This window comes from Microbulbifer maximicatervae (SeqCode) (assembly GCF_052467225.1).
Genome location: NZ_CP174303.1, coordinates 2,738,581 through 2,757,183 on the forward strand (window position 1 = coordinate 2,738,581; position 18,603 = coordinate 2,757,183).

Below are 18,603 nucleotides of genomic sequence, written 5' to 3' on the forward strand. Positions count from 1 at the left end.
ACTGTGGAAGAAGTGCTTACAATGGAGGCTGGTTTGCAGTGATTGGTTTCTTACTTCGGTCAAAATTAGGCGCTTAAGTGGTGCTGATGTGCTAGTTGCTTTCCGTGTTAGTTGTTTGCAAAGCTTGGTCTTGGAACGTTATATTAAAAAAGAGTTCTTAGGTGATCTCAATGTGTTTTTGGGTTTCAAAATTGAGAAAGGCGGTTGTCTCAAAAAATCGTCGTATAGATATTGTTATTGTGGTTGTTTGAATGATATATAAGAAAAAATTATTAATTTTGCTGTGTTTTCTTGTGCCGTCTATGGGGTTGGCTAGTGGAGATGGCGAGAAATTTAATAATGGATACGTGGTTAATAACCTGGCGGATGATTTTTACGATTTATACAATTCATCAGAAGGGATGGATGGTGAAGCTAGAGCATTTTTAATTGCTAAAGAACTGAGCGATCGATTTCCTGAGTACTATAAAGATGGTGGTGAGATAGAGGAGGGGGGTAAATACTCTCTTAAAAATAGAGTTTTTAGTGCAGTTTCAAATTTTCCAGACATCGAAAGGAAGTATCTTTCAAAGGAGAGATCCCTAAATATAAGTCTGGAGGATAACTTGAAATCTTTCTCCAATACCTTTTCAGATATGGCTATGGATGTTCCTATCTATATGCTTCATTCTTTTGGGGAATTTAATGGTACTTATCGCAAGCTGGATGGGCAGGGATATTTAATGTTCGGGCTGGATATGATGGCTGAGTATCATTCGTGGGAGGTGGATTCCTCCTTTTTTCATCATGAGTTGTTCCATGTTTACCATGAAAAATATTTTTCGGGTTGTGAGCAGTTATGGTGCGATATTTGGGCTGAAGGATTGGCTACTTATATTTCTCACGAGCTTAATCCAAGTGCTGATTATAATGAGCTAATGCTTAACATACCTGCAGGCATGGTGCCTGATATAAATGCCCGATTGCTGTTTGCATTGAATGATCTAAAAGTAAAGTTTCACTCTGAAGACCCTGCAATAAAATCTTCATTTAATAACTTCGCAGCTGATGATACAGGTTTGCCTGTTCGGAGGGGTTATTATTTGGGTTATATTTTGTCCAAAAGTCTGGCGAAAAAATACTCATATGTTGAGCTGGCTAGGATGAGTAATGGTCAGGTTGAGAGACTTTTACTGTCTGAGCTAAATAAGTTGATACAGGCCTACAGCTCTTAAATATTAGAAAATTACTATTGATCTGATGGTGCCGCTCCTCCACTGGCTGTTCTATCAGATCAACTTCAGTTTCATTATCTCTTAGTATTGCATAGTTACAGTACTTCTCACTATGTCGGACGTGAGTGCATTGCGATAAGATGTTGGCCAAGTGTAAAAGTCACTTTCTGTTATCGCGGTTTATGACGCAGGATAGGATGTAACCCTAGTTGAATTTATTCGTATGCTCGGGATCTGTGACAGCGGAGCAGTGGTGTATTGCAAAAAAGACTTGGTCGCTAACTCTACCGCCGTTTTAGAGCCAGTCTTGCAACTGCGGGCTCAATTTGCTCTACTTGAGTGGCCGTTTATGACGGCCCAACTACTTTAAATAACAATAAAGAACAATCGGAGAGATTCGATGAATGATGAAGTAGCTGTAGTTTCTGAAGACGATAATGTAGTGGATGCAATTGCTGCTGTAGCACTGGTCGCAATTTTCGTAGCCACCTGTATTTTTTGGGTGGCCACGCGCTAGCCCGCCGCTGGCCCGGAGTTGTGTAGTCCCGGGCATTAGCGATAGACATTTCGCTCGGCTTATTTGTGTAGCTGCTAGTTGATGAAAAGCACTTTGCGATCTTAGCCCATATTGCCGAGTACTATTTTCACAATAAGAGCCAATCCGATTACAAATACGGCGGTAAAAACAACGCCGGCAATAACGTACGTCATAATACTGCCGCCTTGAAAATCCCTTTCGCGGTTTTTATCACTCTGCACGCCAATTGCGGCGGCCAGGGTACTGACTACCACCTGGCCGAAATTGGGCTTTTTCGCTTTCTTATTATTATCTTCCACAGGCTCACTCCTCGAGGTTGGGACGTAGCCAGCGCTCCAATTCCGGTTCGCTGACCCCTTTTCGTTTAGCCAGGCTTTGCAGCTGATCCCTGCCGATCTTGCCCACATTGAAGTACTTTGCCTGGGGGTGGGCGAAGTACCAACCGCTCACCGCAGCTGCGGGCATCATGGCAAAGTGCTCGGTAAGGCTGACGCCTGCATTTTGCTCCGCTTGTAGCAATTTGAACAGGGTAGCTTTTTCCGAATGATCGGGGCAGGCGGGATAGCCCGGGGCTGGGCGGATGCCCTGGTAGGCTTCCTTGATCAGCTCCTCATTGCTCAGAGTTTCGTCTTCGGCATAGCCCCAATATTCTTTTCGCACCAAACGGTGCAGTGTTTCAGCAAAGGACTCTGCCATACGGTCTGCCAGGGCCTTTACCATAATGGCGTTGTAATCGTCGTGCTTGGCTTCGTAGGTGTCTGCTAACTCGTCTGCGCCGATGCCAGTGGTAACCGCGAAGCCGCCCACATAGTCTATTTGGCCGGACTCAAGCGGCGCGACGAAATCTGCCAGGGAGCGGCAAAGGCCATCACCACCGCGTTTCTGTACCTGCTGGCGCATATGGTGAAGGCGAGCCAGCTCCTCACTGCGGCTTTCATCCTTGTAGACGATGATATCGTCGCCGACGCTATTGGCTGGCCATAGGCCGAATACGGCCCGTGCGCGCAATAGCTTTTTATCGATAATCTCTTTCAACATGCGCTGGGCGTTGTCGTAGAGATCGGTTGCGGCTTCTCCCACAATTTCGTCTTCAAGGATTGCCGGGAATTTACCCGCCAAATCCCAGGAAATAAAGAAAGGCGTCCAGTCCATAGTGTCGAGCAGTTTCTCCAGAGGGAAATCGTCGATCACGGTGAGGCCCAGCTTGTTGGGTCGTGCTGGCTGGTAGTTTTTCCAATCAAATTCCGGAGCGGTATCCCGCGCTTCCTCGTAGGTTAAGCGGGTGTCATTGCGCTTGCGGTTGGCGGTGCGGGTGCGCACCTTTTCATACTCGGCCTGGATTTTTTCCACAAAGGCTGGGCGCAGCTCATTGGAAATCAGGCTGCTGGCCACGCCTACGGCGCGGGATGCATCGGCTACATACACCACCTGGTTGCGATGGAATTGGGGATCAATTTTTACGGCGGTATGGGCTTTGGAGGTGGTGGCTCCGCCGATCAATAATGGGATATCAAACCCCTGGCGCTCCATCTCGGCGGCTACGTGAACCATTTCATCCAGGGATGGGGTGATCAGGCCGGACAGGCCGATAATGTCACACTCCTTTTCCTTTGCTGTTTGCAGAATAGTTTCCGCTGGCACCATCACGCCGAGGTCGATCACTTCATAGTTGTTGCAGGCCAGCACCACGCCCACGATATTTTTGCCAATATCGTGCACATCCCCTTTAACAGTGGCCATCAGGATACGGCCGTTGGAGCGGCTGTCTTCGGTTTTTTCCGCTTCAATATAGGGTTGCAGGTAGGCTACCGCCTGTTTCATAACCCGGGCGGATTTCACTACCTGGGGCAAGAACATTTTCCCTTCGCCAAACAGGTCGCCAACGATATTCATACCGTCCATCAGTGGACCTTCGATCACATCCAGTGGGCGTGAGGAACTTGCGCGGGCCTCTTCAGTATCTTCCTCGATATAGTTGTTAATGCCTTTCACAAGGGAGTGTGCCAAGCGTTCCTTCACGGGCAATTTGCGCCAGCTCAGGTCCTCTTTGCGCGCGGCCCCACCGCCATCCCCTTGGTATTTGGGGGCAATGTCCAATAGGGCTTCAGTGGCATCCGGGCTGCGGTTGAGGATCACATCCTCAACTTTTTCCCGCAGCTCCTCTGGGAGTTCGTCGTAGACCGCCAGCTGCCCGGCGTTCACGATACCCATATTCAGGCCGGCTTTAATAGCGTGAAACAGGAATACTGAATGAATGGCTTCACGTACTGGATTGTTGCCCCGGAAAGAGAAGGAAACATTGGAGACGCCGCCACTGATCTGGGCACCGGGCAGGTTTGCGCGAATCCAGCGGCACGCCTCGATAAAGTCCACCGCGTAATTATTGTGTTCCTCAATACCGGTGGCGACAGCAAAAATATTCGGGTCGAAAATAATATCGGTGGGATCGAAGCCGACTTCATCGACCAGCACATCGTAGCTGCGCTTGCAGATCTCAATTTTGCGCTCGAAAGTATCCGCCTGGCCATCTTCATCAAAAGCCATTACCACTACAGCCGCACCGTAGCGCAGGCACAGTTGGGCCTTTTCGATAAACTCCTCTTTGCCTTCCTTGAGGCTGATGGAGTTCACAATGGGCTTGCCCTGGATGCATTGCAGGCCGGCCTCGATCACCTCCCACTTGGAGGAGTCCACCATAAATGGCACCTTGGCGATATCCGGTTCGGTAGCGGCAAGGTTGAGGAAGCGGCGCATAGCGGCGAGTGCATCCAGCATCGCCTCATCCATATTGAAGTCGATTACCTGCGCCCCATCCTCTACCTGGGCGGCAGCCACTTGCAGGGCGGTGTCGTAGTCCTCTTCAAGGATCAGGCGCTTAAATCGGGCGGAGCCAGTGACGTTGCAACGCTCGCCCACATTGACGAATAAGGCGTTTTCATCGGCGACAAATGGCTCCAGTCCGGACAGGCGCAGAGCAGGTTTTATTTCCGGCTGCTGTCGTGGGGGTATATCGGCCACTGCGTCGGCAATTGCACGAATATGATCGGGGGTGGTGCCACAACAGCCACCGAGGATATTAATAAATCCGCTGCGGGCAAATTCCGCTACGATTGCGGCGGTCTGCTCAGGGGTTTCGTCGTATTCGCCAAACTCATTGGGCAACCCCGCATTGGGGTGGGCGGAGACATTAGAGGTACAGGCGCCCGATAAGGCTTCCACATAAGGGCGCAATTCGGTGGCGCCCAGGGCACAGTTGAGCCCCACAGAAATTGGCTTTGCGTGGGCAACGGAATAGTAAAAAGCTTCGGTCGTTTGGCCGGAAAGGGTGCGGCCGGAGGCATCGGTAATGGTGCCGGAAATCATAATTGGCAGTTCGAAACCCTGCTCCTCAAAGAGCTGCTGCATGGCATAGATAGCGGCCTTGGCATTGAGGGTGTCAAAAATGGTCTCGATTAAGATCAGGTCGCTGCCGCCTTCGACCAAAGCGCGGCCCGCTTCTACATAGTTTTCTACCAGTTCATCGAAAGTGACATTGCGTGCCCCTGGGTCATTGACGTCTGGTGAAATACTGGCGGTGCGGGAAGTGGGGCCGATGACCCCGGCTACCCAGCGCGGGCGCTCTGGGGTAGAGAGTGCATCTGCTGCACGGCGCGCGATCTCTGCGGAGGCCCGGTTGATCTCTACCACCAGGTGTTCCATATCGTAATCAGATTGGGACAGCTGGGTCGCGTTAAAAGTATTGGTTTCGATAATGTCCGCGCCCGCCTCAAGGTACTCCCGGTGAATCTTTTCGATTAGCTCCGGGCGGGTCAGGCTGAGCAGGTCGTTATTGCCTTTCAAATCGCGTGGGAAGTCGGCGAAGCGCTCACCCCGGTAATCGGCCTCTTCCAGCTTCTCCCTCTGGATCATCGTCCCCATAGCGCCATCCAGGATCAGGATACGCTGCGCAAGCGCGGCATTAATTTGCTCGAGACGTTGGTCGCGGGACTGCTGGGACATTTACCAATCCTTATGTTGTCGATCTTTTGCCGATGGTGGGAATGGCGCCAATCTTAGCACAGTCACGCCCACTCACTGGCTGCGACTTACGCCTTTTTGGTTGATCCACCACAATAACAGAGCAGTTTTGATTAAAGTTGAGCAATTTATAGATACTTCACAGCGCCTAATCACTATAAATCCCTAGACGACCGGTCTAGTTTTGCGTAGAGTGCTAGGCATGAAAAGCAGCTATGAAGATACTCGCCAACATTTGTTGGATACCGGTTATACCGTGATGGCCGTAAAAGGTTTCTCCGGTGTGGGTTTGAGTGAAATTCTCAAAACCGCCGGTGTGCCAAAGGGATCCTTTTATCACTACTTTAAGTCCAAGGAGCAATTTGGCGAGGCTCTGCTGGAAGATTATTTTCGCAGCTACCTGGAACAGATGGACGTTGGCTTTTCCTCCCGGGATCAATCTGCCGCCGATAATTTATTGGCCTATTTTGATGCTTGGCAGAAGAGTAGTGGGGAGCGTTACGATGCACACCGCTGCCTGGTGGTTAAGCTTAGCGCTGAGGTGGCAGACCTGTCTGAATCGATGCGGATTATCCTCAGAGATGGGACTGAGCATATTATTCAGAAGCTCCAGAATTGTATCGAGTTGGCAGGGGAAGACGGTTCTCTGCCTAGCACCCTCAATGCCCGTGCCACCGCAGCTTCCTTGTACCAGCTGTGGCTGGGAGCTAGCCTGTTGGCCAAGTTAAACCGCAACGATACGCCAATGGCAGAGGCGATGCTGGCGACCCAGGAGATACTGGGAAAACACTGAGTTTTTTACTGAGCCCGCGAGGGGAAAACCGTTGCGGGTATTTTTATGGCGCCTTTCTAGACGACCGGTCTAATTTGGCGACTTTGACTTCCGTTTTATGAAGTTATGGAGAATAGAGAATGCAATCGAGCGATATAAACCGCCGCCTGGTATTGGCATCCCGCCCTGAAGGTGCCCCGACAAAAGATAACTTCCGCCTGGAGCATGCCCCTGTGGTCAAGCCGGAGGTCGGCGAGGTGCTGTTGCGCACAGTATTCCTATCGCTCGATCCCTATATGAGAGGGCGAATGAGTGATGCGAAGTCCTACGCAGAGCCTGTTTCACTGGGAGAGACCATGGTTGGAGGGACGGTGAGCCGTGTGGTTGAGTCCCGATTGAATGGCTTCGAGGAGGGGGATTGGATACTCGGTTATAGCGGCTGGCAGGACTACGCCATTTCTGATGGTACCGGGTTGATTAATTTGGGTAAAAATCCGGATTACCCCTCCTTCTCCCTGGGAGTGCTGGGTATGCCGGGAATCACCGCCTACTTTGGTTTGCTAGAAATTGGGGAGCCAAAAGAAGGGGAGACTCTGGTAGTTGCAGCTGCTACCGGTCCTGTGGGGGCAACAGTTGGACAAATCGGCAAGTTGCAAGGGTGCCGGGTAATCGGTGTTGCTGGAGGTGAGGAAAAGTGTCGCTATGCGGTAGAGGAGTTGGGCTTCGACCTGTGCCTGGATCACCGCGCCGAAGATTTTGTCGATCAATTGGCTGCGGCTTGCCCTGACGGTATCGATATCTATTTTGAAAGTGTTGGTGGCAAGGTCTTTGATGCGGTGCAACCGCTATTAAATGATTTTGCGCGGATTCCTGTATGTGGGCTTATCTCTCAGTACAACGCAACCTCATTGCCGCAAGGCCCGGATCGGACCAGTTTGTTAATGCGGGATGTGCTGACCAAACGCTTGAAAATCCAAGGCTTTATTATTTTCGATTACTACGAACGTTTTCATGAAGCGGTACGTACATTAAGTCAGTGGGTTGCGGAAGGCAGTATTAAATATCTTGAGGATATGGTCGAAGGGTTGGAAGAAACACCCAATGCATTTATCGGGCTTCTGGAAGGAAAGAACTTCGGCAAGTTAGTTGTGCGCATAGGAAATGATGATTGAAGCAAAGCTGACAAAGTTTATAAGGACAGAAATATGAAAATACTGATGGTTTTGACTTCCCACGATGAACTGGGGAATACCGGCAAGAAAACGGGGTTTTGGCTGGAGGAGTTTGCCGCACCTTACTACATCTTCAAGGACGCCGGTGCTGAAGTGACCCTGGCCTCTCCAAAAGGCGGGCAGCCGCCTCTCGATCCCAAGAGTGATGAGCCAGATTTTCAGACGGAGGCGACTCATCGCTTTCAGGCTGACGCCGATGCTCAGCAGGTTCTGGCCAATACCCACAAATTGGCTGATATGAATGAGTCTGATTTTGATGCAGTCTTTTATCCCGGTGGCCATGGTCCCTTGTGGGATCTTGCGGAAGATCCGGTCTCAATTGCACTGATTGAGAACTTTTTTGCCGCAGACAAGCCGATCGGTGCTGTGTGCCATGCTCCGGGCATTTTCCGTCATACACGCCGCCAGGATGGCGCTTACCTGGTGTCGGGAAAAGGTGTGACCGGGTTTGCCAACTCGGAAGAGGCTGCGGTTGAACTGGTGGATGTCGTGCCTTTCCTGGTTGAGGATATGCTCAAGGGAAATGGTGGAAACTACTCCAAAAGTGGTGATTGGGCACCCTACGTAGTGGTAGACGGCAAACTGGTAACTGGTCAAAATCCGGCCTCTTCAGAGGAAACCGCCCAGACTCTTATGGGATTTATCCCCACCTAGGAGAGTGGTGAGGCTGGTCGGTCGAAAGGGTTCCAACTGACCGGTTTCCCTTGAGTCTTTCTGAGAGTAGAATACCCGACAAAGAAGCTTGGTTATTTGAGAGCCTATATGTCTGATTTGAATGTCACTATTACTGAACCCGCTCAGGAATACCTGAAAGAGCTGTTGGCCAAACAGGACTGTGAGGGAATTGCCATTCGCATGTTTGTTTCCAGTCCCGGCACGCCTAACGCCGAGACTTGTATCGCCTACTGCCGCCCGGGAGAGGAGGAAGAAGGTGATGTGATGTTGGAAATGAACGGTCTCAAAGCTTACTTCGAAGGGCGCAGCGTTCCCTATCTGGATGATGCTCGGGTCGATTACTCTTCGGACAAGATGGGCGGGCAGTTGACGATTCGCGCGCCCAACTCCCGTATGCCGAAAATTACTGACGACAGCCCTATCCAGGATCGTATTAACTATGTTTTGTACAACGAGGTTAATCCGGGCCTGGCAGCTCACGGTGGCCAGGTAAGCCTGGTAGAAGTGACCGAGGATATGTTTGCTGTGTTGAAGTTTGGTGGCGGCTGTCAGGGTTGTGGCATGGTTGATATGACCTTAAAGGAAGGCGTGGAAAAGACTCTCAAAGAGAAAATCCCCGAATTAGCAGGCGTGAAAGATATTACTGACCACACCGACAAGTCCCAGGCTTACTACTGAGTTCCTGAGACCATTCTGAGTCGGCCAAGTGGCTCAAAAGAAAAAGGCGAACCTTGTGTTCGCCTTTTTTATTGCAGTGAACCTCTCAGGTTAGATCCCGCGTAAGCCTCCCTACGAACTACTCCCACACTGTATATATTTGAAATATTCCTCGGTGCTTTTGAGGCGCTGGGGCAATGTAAAGTGCCGGTGCAGCGATCCAGTGATTGGTCATGCTTGTGATTGCTTGTGCGCCAACTCCAGGGAAGAACAATCTATGTTTGACCAAGTGGTGTTTGCCGGTGGCGGCGTGCGCTGTACCTGGCAGATCGGCTTTTGGGAGTCGGTTGCAAAGGAAATTGATCTGGCACCTCGGGTGGTCAGTGCAGTATCCGCTGGCTCCCTGGTTGCCAGCCTGGTTCTGATGGACAGGTCACTCGACGGGGTGGATTACTTCGTTTCGGCATTTAAGTCCAATGGGAAAAATATCCATTGGGGCAATATGTTTCGCAAGGACCCAGTATTCCCGCACTATACAATTTATCGGCGAGCATTAAGCGACTTATTTTCTGGAGGCTTTGATCAACTTAGGGAAGCCGCAGACCTACGTATAGGAGTCAGTACTTCGCCGAAATGGCTGCCTGGTCCAATCGCATTAATGATTGGAGCTGCGATTGATTACTCTGATACTTATATTTTCCCGAACCTTCACCCCACTACTGCACTTAAATTGGGCTTCCGCCAATCTTTTTATAAAGTTCGTCACTGTTCAGATCCGTCCCAGTTAGAGAAGCTGGTTATTACTTCATCCTGCACGCCACCTCTGACACCGCGTCTGAAGCAGGGCGGTGCAGAGGTATTGGATGGAGGGGTTGTAGATAGTGTGCCTATTGGTGGGCTGGATACTGGTGAAGGACGGGTGCTTATTTTGCTAACCCGACGTTTCCCGCAGCTGCCGGACCGTTTTACGGTACAAAAATTTAACCAGGAATGGACATATGTTCAGCCCTCTGGACATGTTCCACTTAACGTTTGGGATTTTGCCAGTCCGGAAGAGGTGAAAGATACTTTCCGTATGGGGATTGCAGATGGCCGTGCATTTTTAGCGGCACTGAGCGGCGAAGGGCGGTTAATTGAGAGTCCTCCCTGATGTGACTGGGGATATCTTGAATTACTGATTGGAAGGTTACGATCTTAAAGTTACTCATAGGTTTGCACTGAGTGTTGAGATAAAGACACCTTTAGTCTCAATGCCTAGTTGGTTTGAAAAGTGAAGCCTTTTTTATATCTATTTGTATCAAGGTGGTTGGCAGGTTTGCTGATTGTGATGCGTAATAGTTGGGAGAGAGCCATTAACTGTGATCTCGCTTTAACGCTTGGTGGCGATAGAGACAAAAACTCCTGCCTAAAATTAAAATCAAAAATACCCGTATCTATTTCGATAGCCTTTTTTAGAGGGTGTCGTCATGTTTGATCAAATGGTTTTTGGTGGCGGTGGAAGCCGTTGCACTTGGCAGCTTGGTTTTTTGTTATCCCTAAGTCGCGAATTACCGATCCGGCCGAAAGTTGTTTGTGCTGCATCCGGAGGCAGCATGGTAGCGGCACTCATGCTTACGGATCGCTGCCGTGAGGGTGTTAATTACTTTCACTCTGTTTGCAAAAAAAATGAAAGGAATTTCTACTGGAATAATTCATTCCGCAAAGAACCAATTTTTCCGCACTTTGAGATCTATCGCAAAGGGGTACATGAATTTTTTCACGATAGTCTTGAGTCTCTGCGTCAATCTGCCGACCTCAGAATTGCAGTGACTTATCCCCCGGAATGGTTGCCTGTGCCTCTCGCTCTAACGCTGGGGCTGGCAATTTTCTACTCTAACAAACACATCTTTCACGACTTGCATCCAAATACAGCGTTACATCTTGGGTTCCGCCAAATGTTTCACCCCGTGAGTAAATGCAAAGATGGGACAGATCTTGAGCAGCTTATTTTGAGTTCCTGCTGTGCCCCCCCCATATCCCCAAGGTTGTTGCTTGATGGTGCAGAGGTGCTGGATGGAGCTCTGGTAGGTAATGCTCCGGTCGCCGGCTTGGATGCTAGCAAAGGGCGGGTTCTGATTTTGGATACAGGGAGCTTTCCACACCTACCGAACAGTTTCAGTGTGCAAAGGGGGGATCAGGTGTGGACTTATGTTCAGCCTTCCAGTCCGTTGCCCATCGGGATGTGGAATTTTGCTGACCCCAGTGCGATGAGGCACACCTTGAAAATTGGGGTTGCAGACGGTTATGCCTTTCTTGATGCGCTTGTGTCCGGTAAGGAACGCCTGGTGGAAATTTGAGTATTCAGTGAGTTCAGGATCAAGACGATCAGTTGCACAATGCTTGTGATTCGATTAGCTTATGCAATTAGTTGCATATTGTTGTCGTCATCAATATGTCATCATGAAGGCTGAAACTAATTGGTCAAAAGTGTTGGCGGTAACGCAAAGAGCGGCCTGAAACTGCACTTGAGAGGATGTAAAACACAGAATGGACTCAGGAAGTTCCAGTCGGAAGGCTGCTGCAGGGAAGCGCGATCATGTTTGACCAAGTTGTTTTTGCCGGTGGTGGTGGGCGGTGTACCTGGCAGATTGGCTTTTGGGAGTCCATAGCCAACGAAATTAGTCTTTCTCCGAAGGTGGTTACTGCGGTTTCGGCAGGGGGCCTAATGTCGAGCCTGGTGCTGATGGGTAAGACGGAGGAGGCTCGAGAGCATTTCTGGACTGCGTTCGAGACTAATGAAAAAAATGCTTATTGGGGAAACCTTTTTGGTAAAGAACCTGTGTTCCCCCAATATGGAATCTACCGCAATGCGATGTTAGAGCTGTTTCGCGATGGACTGGAGACCCTTCAGCAGGGCGCAGAGTTGCGAATTGCGGTTGTTCACCCACCAAAAGGCCTATCTGGGGGGTTGGCTTTTGGAGTGGGGGCCATGGCCTACTATGCCGATAAGCATTTTTTACGCAGCCTTCACCCCAAGATCGCCCAGCGCTTAGGTTTTAAGCAGCAATTTTATCGAGCCCGGGATTGTTCCAGTATTGAGGAGTTGGTGGACCTGATTTTGTGCTCCTCCTGTACGCCGCCATTCACCCCAAGACTTAAGTTGCGGGGGCGAACAGCACTCGATGGTGGGGTGGTAGATAACATCCCTGTGGCAGGGCTGGATAATGGAAAGGGAAGGGTGCTGGTGTTGTTGACCCGTCGTTACGATCAGTTCCCGGACATATTTACACAGCGCAAAGGCGATCAGGATTGGACTTATGTCCAGCCCTCGAAACCGCCATTCATCAGTGTTTGGGATTACACAAATCCTGAGCTAGCCCAAAAAACTTACGAGTTGGGGTGTGCTGATGGGAGAGAATTTTTACAAAAACAAGTGAGTGAAGAGGAAGTCTCCAATGAACAATTCCAATAATAAAATAGCGGAATCTATTGCCCTATGGCACGAGATGGTCGCTGCGCGAGATCTGAGTCGCTTACCAGCGATCGTTGCAGAAGATGCTGTTTTTCGTTCACCGGCATTTTTTAAGCCCTACCACAGCTCCGCTGCTGTGTGCCTGATTCTCAATACGGTGATGCAGGTTTTTGAGAGTTTTGAATACGACCGTGAATTTACTACCGAATCGGGACACGATCTGGCTCTTGAATTCGCAGCCTCCATCGGTGATAAGAGCCTGAAGGGATTGGATATTATCCGCTTTAATGATGAAGGTAAGATTATTGAGTTTGAGGTGATGATACGCCCGCTCAATGCCCTGCAAAAACTGGCAGAGGAAATGTCCGGGCGACTTTCCCAGTATGTGACTCAATATAAGGAAACTCAGCAGGCCTGATGCCTGCTGAGTGAAAGCGTTGGGGCCTAATGATTACTCATCGTCGGAATCGAAGTATTCAAATGCATCGATCCCATCCATATAGGCCCCATCGAATCCTGCATCAACGATCATATAAATATAAGAATCATCGTTGCCGAAGATAATTTTCTGCCAGCCCTCCTGCCAGTACTTCACATAGTAATTGCCTGACTCACCGGGTACTTCTCCCAATAGCCATTCGGGAGGAGTGTTGTACCAATAGGATTTCCAGTAATAACGATCGTCTTGTGCTTCGCCGACATTGACATAGGCCAGCACTAAGCGGCGCCCACCATTTTCTTTTACCCTGAGCTGCTCAATTTGTTCTTCTGTGTAAGGTTCACCGTCAAAGAAAAAGTCGATTATCAATATGTCGTAATCGGTTTCACTCAGTTTATCGATGAAATCTTGAGGCGTAGAGTAGTTGCTGGTATTGGCGATATTGATAAAGTTTTTGGCTTCCTCAAGGTCATCAATGTCCAGAGAGTTAACATTGAAGGGCTCATCGGGATATAGCGGTACATCGTTCAGGAGTTCGCTATCTGCGGCAAAAGAAATATACCCAGCTTCTTCGTTATTCTCATATGACTCTTGAATATCCCGCTCAATATTGGTGAAGTCCGTGATTAGAATTGTATCCCCTTCATCTTTCGCCAAGTCCAGGTAAGTTTGGAGGCGCTTGGTTTCTGACTCGCTGGTGGGCTCGTTGACAACACCATTTGCGCCAAAGAAGAGGGCCTCCTGTGCAATGCCGTCTGTGGCATCCAGGTAGGCTTCATCGACTGGACCAGTGGTAGTGGTTGTCGTAGTAATCAACTCAACCCCATTCTGGGGTACGATGAGAAAGTGACGGTTGATGCCCTTGGCGTAGGCGCTGATATCCTCTACCAGGTAACGCATTTCCTTATCGTACTTGATAGTTGACTGATTCAAATCATCGGGAAGATCATCGAGGCTACAGCCAAATATCAGTAATGGGCTGAGAGCTGCTAAGAGTATTCGGCGCAAAATACATCTCCATTGCTACGAGTTAGAGTTTGTTCTGGTTTTGGGGCGTCGCTGCGGGCCAAAATAATTCAGACTATCTCTATTGGCGCGAGTTCCTATCCCTTGCGGCAGCTTATGCTATCCGGTTGTTGCTGAATGTTAACTTAACCGCCGCCCAGAAAGTAATTTTGCTGCCTCAGAGGCAGTGAATCTAAAAAAAGAACTACCGTCCCATATCCATTCTCTTCTTCGTTTTAGTAGTAGCCTCAGCCGTCAGGGGATCATCGGGCCAATAGTGTTTCTGGTATTTGATACGCAGCTCCTTCTTTACCTCTTGGTAAGTATTGGCCCAGAAATTCACCAGGTCACGGGTAATTTGAACGGGGCGCCGTGCCGGAGAGAGCAAATGAATCATCAATGGATAGCGGTTTTTTAGAATTGTTGGAGTTTGTGCCAATCCAAATAGCTCCTGCAGGCGCACAGCCAAAACAGGTGGGGTTTCTCCGTAGTCGATTCTTATCCGGGAGCCACTGGGAACCAGGTAGTGACTGGGGGCCAAGTCATCGAGTTTTTGTTGCAGGTCCCACTCAAGCTGTCCGCGCAAGATGCTTTGCAAGTCAAGCTGCCCTAGCTGCTCAAGTTTGCTGAACCCCTGCAAATGAGGTAACAGCCAATCCTCCATGGTCTCCAATAGAGCCTCATCACTCCAGTTTGGTACTCGAGTGTCGCCGAGAAAATCCCCGGACACTTCACTTTGGCGCAAAAATTCCACTCGAAAACGTAACTGGTTAGCTTCTGTGTTCCAGGGGAGGGAGGAGAGACCTTTCTTTCGTACGGCTTCTAATAATGCGCGACTGAGGGTCTCCTGTGGAATATCTGCTGCAGGCCGCTGGTGTAAAACCAGCGCCCCCAATTGCGTTTGCTGTAGGGCGACAGCGCGGCCGGTAGTCTCGTCCCAGCGAACTGAAATCTCTTCTTTGATCTGGGCGGCGAAATGCGACTTCAAAGCGGGCAGGGAAATCTCTGCTGCCAGCTGGATACTTGCATCTCGGCCCTGGCCATCCAGTTCGGCAATGACCAGGTATTCGCTTAAAGCTAGGGCGTCATCATGGGAGAAATGTGCGCCTCGGCCACTGGAGAGTAGAAACCGGCGGCCGGTATCACTGCGCGATTTCGCAATACGGTCTGGGTAGGCGAGTCCAAGCAGGGCACCAGTTTCATCGGAGTGATCGATACTCTGTGGTGCAGGACTTGAACTTGACTCAAATTTCTTTAATTGAGAGAGCCAGGTTTTAGACTGCTGGCGTACTCTGTGAGCAGTACCGCGATCTACCCGCCGATCGTTGCCTTGGGACTGCAGAGCCTGAATCCGTTTGCTAATGTCCCTATCCCATCGGGCTTCGCGACGAAAAATATCCCGTTCAGATAGTAGCGCTGCTAGCAGGCAGGCCTGTTCCTGCAATCCCCAGCTGACACTGGCAACTAACATATGTGCGAGGCGAGGGTGGGCGCCAAAAGCCAGCATGGTATTCCCGTGAGGGGTAATACGCAGTTTGTCATCCAGTGCCCCCAGTTGCTGCAAGAGCTGTTGGGCCTGGGCCATAGGTCCTGGGGGTGGTGTGTCGAGCCAGTTGAGCTCGCTGACATCGGTAACCCCCCATTTGGCTAATTCAAGTGCCAGGGGAGCCAGGTCACTGCGGGTGATTTCCGCTGTATTTTTGGCGCTCAATGACCCCTGCCGGCCCTCACTCCAGAGTCGCAGACAGTAGCCGGCGCTGAGGCGCCCGGCGCGCCCTGTACGCTGGGTAGCGGAGGCCTGGGAAATCGAGCTTGTCACCAAACGATTCATGCCGCAGTTGGGATTAAATCGCGATTCGCGCATTAATCCTGAATCGATAACTATTCGGATGCCCTCAATCGTCAGGCTCGTCTCGGCCACATTTGTAGCCAGTACGATTTTTCTCGTGCCTGGTGCCGCTGGTGCTATCGCCTGATCCTGCTGCTCACGGCTCAGATCCCCAAAAAGCGGTGCAATAATAATGCGGCCCTTTTCGGTTTCCTCAGATAGTCGCTCCTCCAATAAGCTCTCAACCTGTTTGATTTCGGCGACACCAGGAAGGAAGGCGAGAACACTACCTTCTTGTTTACCTAAGGATGCGACAACTTTATTTGCCATCAAAGCCGGGATTTGTCGTTTGTCCTCGGGCTCTTCTCGTTGGTTCAAGTACTCAATATCGACGGGATAGCTGCGTCCTTCACTGGATATGATGGGTGCGTTATTTAGTAGTGAGGAGATGCCGCTGGTATCCAGGGTGGCAGACATCACCAGAATCTTGAGGTCCTCGCGAAGATATTCCTGGGACTGAAGACATAAGGCGAGGGAGAGGTCGGCTTGCAGACTGCGCTCATGAAATTCATCGAATATGACCAGAGCGCAGGATGCCAATTCAGGGTCAGCCTGTAAGAGGCGCGTGAGAATTCCCTCGGTTACAACCAGGATGCGGGTCTTCTTGCTTGACTTCCGTTCGCCCCGGACCTGAAATCCAACGGTATCACCAACTTTCTCACCCAGCTGGTTGGCCATGCGCGCCGCTGCCGTTCTAGCGGCCAAACGTCGCGGCTCCAGCATAATAATATTCTTTCCGCTCAACCAAGGCTCATCTATTAATGCCAGTGGTACGGAGGTTGTTTTACCCGCTCCGGGGGGCGCCTGGAGCACGACATTACTATGCCCTCTCAAGGCCTGGAGCAGTTCGGGGAGGATGCTGTTAATAGGTAACTCAGACATGGGCGCGATTATAGTGATTTCGCAACATCGGTGATACCAGCACTGTCCGGTAAGCTGGCTAGCTGCTGGCTGAACTATATTCTCCCGTAACTAGATGGTTGCTTCCCAGGAGAAAGGAGAGTGCGATGAGTGTGAATGTCCGGCGAGTTGTTACAGGGCACGACCCAGAGGGAAAGCCAGTAGTGCTCATAGATGATCAGGGTTTGCATACCAGTAGTTGGCGGCCTCATATGGTTCAGCAGCAGTTATGGACTACTCAGGACTTGCCCGTAGAGCTTTGTGAAGATGGTAGAGACAACGGCGGGAGAAAATTTGATGGAACTACGATTCCGGGAGGCTCGGTTTTTAAGGTCGTAGAATTTGGGCCAGGAGTTACGCCACGATCTCACCAAACTGACAGCATTGATTATGCGGTGGTGATGTCTGGGAATATTGAGATGGAAATGGGAGATGAGGTTGTTGTGAAGCTGTCTGCGGGAGATGCACTCGTCCAGCGGGGGACAGTTCATAACTGGGTCAACCGAGGTGAAGAACCTTGCGTGATAGCTTTTGTGCTAATTAGCTCTACGGGCAATACGGCATTTGGTTAGTTGTCTTTAATAATGGTCACTTCGCAAGTACTTTCGACTTCAACCCTATCCAAAACTCAGGACTAATGAAGGTTATTAACTTCTTTTTTACGTGCAGTTTTCCGGGTAGAGGCTGGGGGGGCGTTAAAGTGAAAACCAGTTGCGTAGCTAATATTCCAGTCCGGCATTCGATAGGTTGTGTAGTGGCAGCGGAGCATGATTGATGCGTATCGGTATAGTCTACGACCTTCGTGATGATTATCTCGGGATGGGGTTTAGTGAAGAGGACGTCGCTGAACTTGATCACCTGGAGACGATAGATGCGATTCACGATGCGCTTACCAGCGCTGGCCACCATATCGAACGGGTCGGCAATATTCACAGGTTGGCGCAGCAACTGGTTGAAGGTAACACCTGGGATCTGGTGTTCAATATTGCTGAGGGCATATACGGAACCGGGCGCGAAGCACAGGTTCCCGCTTTGTTGGACGCCTGGAAGATACCGTACACATTTTCTGATCCATTTGCCAACACAGTGACCCTTAATAAGGAGATGACCAAACGCATATTGCGGGATATGGGTATTCCAACGGCACAGTTTGCAGTTGTTCGAAGTGTTACAGATGTCAATCGAGTAGAGCTTGAATACCCTTTGATGACAAAGCCACTTAGGGAGGGAACCAGTAAGGGGGTATCGCCTGAATCCAAAGTTATCGACAAGGCAGCTTTGAAAAACCGCTGTGAATACCTTTTGAGTCGGTTTAATCAGCCAGTACTGGTTGAAACATTCTTACCTGGCCGAGAGTTTACTGTGGGCTTTTTGGGGACGGGTGCAACTGCCGAGTGCATTGGCGTGATGGAAAAGTTATTGGGCGATGAACCTGTGTATTACAAGTATGATGGAGCTTTCCCCGGCCGGCTTGTTGACGATGATCAGGCGCTAAAGGTCCGAGCAATTGCGCAGAAGACTTGGGGAGTACTTGAGTGTCGTGATGGTGGTCGAGTTGATATTCGCTATGATGCACAGGGGGCCCCCATGGTTATGGAGGTCAATGTCCTACCCGGTTTGCGGCCTGAAGTTTCTGAACTGCCCGTGATGTGTGAATTGGCGGGTATTCAGTATGGAGCCATGATCAACCGTATTGTGGAATCAGCTATAAGCAGTCATCTATAGATATCCTGGGTTCTGAAAAATTCTGCGATATATTGCGGTGCATACTACCGTTGCCAAACACTTGGTATTTTGGATATCTCAGGAACATCC

At 50.1% G+C, this 18,603-nt stretch carries 15 protein-coding genes; 11 read left to right on the forward strand and 4 right to left on the reverse strand.

Annotated features, from left to right (window positions below):
* Nucleotides 1-251: 251 nt before the first annotated feature.
* A complete protein-coding gene (locus ACJJIZ_RS12065) occupies nucleotides 252-1,214 on the forward strand; it encodes a hypothetical protein (RefSeq protein WP_444913546.1) in 963 nt (320 codons plus the stop codon).
* Nucleotides 1,215-1,832: 618 nt separating this feature from the next.
* Here ACJJIZ_RS12065 and ACJJIZ_RS12070 read toward each other — a convergent pair.
* Nucleotides 1,833-2,051 carry a DUF2970 domain-containing protein gene (locus ACJJIZ_RS12070; protein WP_444913547.1) on the reverse strand — a complete coding sequence of 73 codons (219 nt, stop codon included), beginning with the start codon at nucleotides 2,049-2,051 and terminating at the stop codon, nucleotides 1,833-1,835.
* Nucleotides 2,052-2,055: 4 nt separating this feature from the next.
* Nucleotides 2,056-5,751 (reverse strand): methionine synthase, encoded by a 3,696-nt coding sequence (metH, locus tag ACJJIZ_RS12075; RefSeq protein WP_444913548.1) that lies wholly within the window; start codon nucleotides 5,749-5,751, stop codon nucleotides 2,056-2,058.
* 220 nt (nucleotides 5,752-5,971) lie between these two features.
* Here metH and ACJJIZ_RS12080 point away from each other — a divergent pair, with 220 nt between their 5' ends.
* The 8 genes from ACJJIZ_RS12080 (at nucleotide 5,972) to ACJJIZ_RS12115 (ending at nucleotide 12,974) form a co-directional block, all read left to right on the forward strand.
* Nucleotides 5,972-6,562, forward strand: a complete 591-nt coding sequence (locus tag ACJJIZ_RS12080) for a TetR/AcrR family transcriptional regulator (protein ID WP_444912856.1) — start codon at nucleotides 5,972-5,974, stop codon at nucleotides 6,560-6,562.
* A 119-nt stretch (nucleotides 6,563-6,681) separates the two neighbouring features.
* The gene (gene curA / locus ACJJIZ_RS12085) at nucleotides 6,682-7,713 is read left to right on the forward strand and encodes an NADPH-dependent curcumin/dihydrocurcumin reductase (RefSeq protein WP_444913549.1); all 1,032 of its coding nucleotides are present in this window, start codon (nucleotides 6,682-6,684) and stop codon (nucleotides 7,711-7,713) included.
* A 33-nt stretch (nucleotides 7,714-7,746) separates the two neighbouring features.
* The gene (locus tag ACJJIZ_RS12090) at nucleotides 7,747-8,427 is read left to right on the forward strand and encodes a type 1 glutamine amidotransferase domain-containing protein (RefSeq protein ID WP_444913550.1); all 681 of its coding nucleotides are present in this window, start codon (nucleotides 7,747-7,749) and stop codon (nucleotides 8,425-8,427) included.
* Between the two features lie 108 nt (nucleotides 8,428-8,535).
* On the forward strand, nucleotides 8,536-9,126 hold the full coding sequence (gene nfuA / locus ACJJIZ_RS12095) for a Fe-S biogenesis protein NfuA (protein ID WP_282933143.1): 591 nt from the start codon (nucleotides 8,536-8,538) through the stop codon (nucleotides 9,124-9,126).
* A 256-nt stretch (nucleotides 9,127-9,382) separates the two neighbouring features.
* Nucleotides 9,383-10,255, forward strand: coding sequence for a patatin-like phospholipase family protein (locus ACJJIZ_RS12100; protein ID WP_444897566.1), 873 nt, complete (start codon nucleotides 9,383-9,385; stop codon nucleotides 10,253-10,255).
* A 316-nt stretch (nucleotides 10,256-10,571) separates the two neighbouring features.
* Nucleotides 10,572-11,441 (forward strand): patatin-like phospholipase family protein, encoded by an 870-nt coding sequence (locus ACJJIZ_RS12105; RefSeq protein ID WP_444913551.1) that lies wholly within the window; start codon nucleotides 10,572-10,574, stop codon nucleotides 11,439-11,441.
* A gap of 239 nt (nucleotides 11,442-11,680) precedes the next feature.
* Entirely contained in the window at nucleotides 11,681-12,556 is an 876-nt protein-coding gene (locus ACJJIZ_RS12110) for a patatin-like phospholipase family protein (protein ID WP_444897564.1), read from the forward strand.
* Nucleotides 12,540-12,974 carry a nuclear transport factor 2 family protein gene (locus ACJJIZ_RS12115; RefSeq protein WP_413665513.1) on the forward strand — a complete coding sequence of 145 codons (435 nt, stop codon included), beginning with the start codon at nucleotides 12,540-12,542 and terminating at the stop codon, nucleotides 12,972-12,974. The genes ACJJIZ_RS12110 and ACJJIZ_RS12115 overlap by 17 nt, the downstream gene beginning before the upstream one ends.
* 33 nt (nucleotides 12,975-13,007) lie before the next feature.
* Here ACJJIZ_RS12115 and ACJJIZ_RS12120 read toward each other — a convergent pair whose 3' ends face one another.
* Nucleotides 13,008-14,003: an endo alpha-1,4 polygalactosaminidase gene (locus ACJJIZ_RS12120; protein ID WP_444913552.1), complete on the reverse strand. Its 996-nt coding sequence runs from the start codon at nucleotides 14,001-14,003 to the stop codon at nucleotides 13,008-13,010.
* Nucleotides 14,004-14,205: 202 nt separating this feature from the next.
* Nucleotides 14,206-16,770, reverse strand: coding sequence for an ATP-dependent helicase HrpB (gene hrpB / locus ACJJIZ_RS12125; protein WP_444913553.1), 2,565 nt, complete (start codon nucleotides 16,768-16,770; stop codon nucleotides 14,206-14,208).
* 125 nt (nucleotides 16,771-16,895) lie between these two features.
* Here hrpB and ACJJIZ_RS12130 point away from each other — a divergent pair, with 125 nt between their 5' ends.
* Together ACJJIZ_RS12130 and ACJJIZ_RS12135 are read left to right on the forward strand one after the other, a co-directional pair.
* Nucleotides 16,896-17,360 (forward strand): cupin domain-containing protein, encoded by a 465-nt coding sequence (locus tag ACJJIZ_RS12130; protein WP_444897561.1) that lies wholly within the window; start codon nucleotides 16,896-16,898, stop codon nucleotides 17,358-17,360.
* A gap of 202 nt (nucleotides 17,361-17,562) precedes the next feature.
* Nucleotides 17,563-18,513 carry a D-alanine--D-alanine ligase family protein gene (locus tag ACJJIZ_RS12135; RefSeq protein ID WP_444905515.1) on the forward strand — a complete coding sequence of 317 codons (951 nt, stop codon included), beginning with the start codon at nucleotides 17,563-17,565 and terminating at the stop codon, nucleotides 18,511-18,513.
* The last annotated feature ends 90 nt before the right edge of the window (nucleotides 18,514-18,603 follow it).